Raw genomic sequence first — 1,893 nt, 5'->3', positions numbered from 1 at the left:
GGCGACGCGAGCGTCTTGCCCTTCAGGTCGGCGGCCGAGTTGATGCCGGGCTTGACCACCAGCTGCGCTCCGCCGGACGCGGCGCCGGCGATGATACTGATGGACTGGCCGTTGCTCTTGACATAGGAGTTGATGGCCGGATTGGGGCCGATGTACGTGGCGTGTTGAGGCGGGCGCCCTGGCGGTCGCCTCACAGTGTCTTCGCTGTGCGCTGAACCTCTACTTCTGCAGGAAGGTCAGCAATGTCTGGTTGAACTCATCTGGATGGCTCACGTTGCAGCCGTGCGGTGCGCCGTGGATGACGTGCAGGTCACTGCCGGGCAGGGCTGCATGGGTGCGGGCACCGGATCCTTCGAAGGGTACAGTGCCGTCGCCGTCGCCATGCAGGACGAGGGCCGGGACGGGGACCTTGGGCAGGTCCTCGCGGAAGTCGGTGGCGCCGAAAGCTTCCATGCAGGCCAGTGCCGCCTTCTTGTCAGCCTGCTTGCAGAGCTGGAGGGCTTCCTGACGCTGCTGCTCGGTGACTTTAAGCTCCCCGTTGACGGAGAAAAATTGCCGGGTGAATTCGTCGTAGAAGGAGTCTTCGTCCTTGGTCAAACCAGCAGTCATCTCGGCTGCTGCGTCCTTGGTAAGTGGCCCGTCCGGGTTGTCCTGGCCTTGCATCATGTACGGGGTGACGGCAGCGGCGAAAACGACGCTCCGCACCCGGTCCGTACCGTACTTGGTGAAGTAGCGGGCTACTTCACCACCGCCCATGGAAAATCCGACGAGGGTCGTGTCGGTGAGTTCGAGTGCCTCAAGGAGCGTGTGCAGGTCTTCCGTGAGGATGTCGTAGGTATAACCGGTGCGGGGCTTGTCGCTACGTCCAAAGCCCCGCCGGTCATAGGTGATGACCCTGTACCCAGCCGCCTGCAGGGCCGGCACCTGGGCTTTGAAGGATTCCCCGGACAGGGGCCACCCATGAATGAGGACGACTGGGCGGCCCGCGCCCCCCGTGTCATCGACGTGCAGGTTCGTGTCCTTGAACAGGCCGTGATGGGCAGTAACTTCAGTCATAAGAGCCTCCAACTGTGAGATGCGTCGGCGTACAACGCCGACTCTAACTGATTCGTCAGCAGGCTGTCTTTTGGATGGGTCCTCCCTCGCTACCATGATCTATCGGTCAGCAGAAGGTCTAACGCCCGCGAACGCAACAGCTCGAGGGCGGGCGGACGCGGCAAACGCCGTTGCAGGGCGTGGCGTCCGCTGGCGCCACAATCCTGGGCCAGAACTACTTCAAACAGGTCGCGTGGGGGGCAGCTGCTCAAAGTCGTGCCGTTCGTCCGGGGGTGGAGGGGCGGCTGACACGGAACGAATCAAGGGCGCCGTCAACGCCGGGCAGCATCCGGCCTCCTTGATGCCCACTCCCTGGTGCCGACGGCTGGGAAAGGGGAACCAGCAGGATCGGGCCCGGGGCATCGGTCTTCCACAGCCTCTTTTCAACTCAGGACCGCCGTGGTTAGGATATTTTTCTCCGGACGGTAAGCAGAGCCCGTCCTCATCGTCCCAGCGACAGCGCCGACGGGCGGTTCCCCGCAGCAGGTCATCTCCCTGGAGGGCCAGGACAGTAGCGAGTCTGCATCTGCGGTTCAGGGCCACCCTGGTGGCCGAGGTCCGCTGATCGTCTCCCACTGACGGGGGAAGGAGTGGAACATCATGTCAGGTCACTTCGAAGTACTCTCGGCCCCTGAAGGCGGATACACATTCAGGCTGGTGGATTCCTCCGGCAAAACACGAGCGGCGTCGGGGACCTACCCGACGAAGCAGGCCGTGGCCGCTGCGATAGCGGTCGTCCGGGAGATTGCCGGTACCGGTCTGGTCCGCGACTGGAGCAAGAATCACCACGGGGAAACG

The 1,893-nt window shown here is 63.3% G+C and carries 2 protein-coding genes and 1 pseudogene; 1 reads left to right on the top strand and 2 read right to left on the bottom strand.

Annotation, left to right across the window (positions count from 1 at the left end):
• Together B5X90_RS20860 and B5X90_RS20855 are read right to left on the bottom strand one after the other, a co-directional pair.
• Positions 1-194, bottom strand: a pseudogene (locus B5X90_RS20860) (hypothetical protein); the annotation flags it as partial.
• A 25-nt stretch (positions 195-219) separates the two neighbouring features.
• Positions 220-1,056, bottom strand: coding sequence for an alpha/beta fold hydrolase (locus B5X90_RS20855; RefSeq protein WP_079555786.1), 837 nt, complete (start codon positions 1,054-1,056; stop codon positions 220-222).
• A 639-nt stretch (positions 1,057-1,695) separates the two neighbouring features.
• Between B5X90_RS20855 and B5X90_RS20850 the strand changes: the two genes are divergently transcribed.
• The coding region (locus B5X90_RS20850; RefSeq protein WP_143264865.1) for a DUF1508 domain-containing protein at positions 1,696-1,893 on the top strand (198 nt) is incomplete at its 3' end.

Source organism: Arthrobacter sp. 49Tsu3.1M3, from assembly GCF_900168135.1.
Classification (GTDB): Bacteria; Actinomycetota; Actinomycetes; order Actinomycetales; family Micrococcaceae; genus Arthrobacter.
The sequence above is the reverse complement of the archived record's forward strand: the minus strand, read 5'-3'. Positions and strand labels throughout refer to the sequence as shown.

What these genes read in the sequence shown, in the direction of transcription:
- B5X90_RS20855 (WP_079555786.1), bottom strand. Translation starts at nt 1,056, where the DNA reads ATGACTGAAGTTACTGCCCATCACGGCCTGTTCAAGGACACGAACCTG.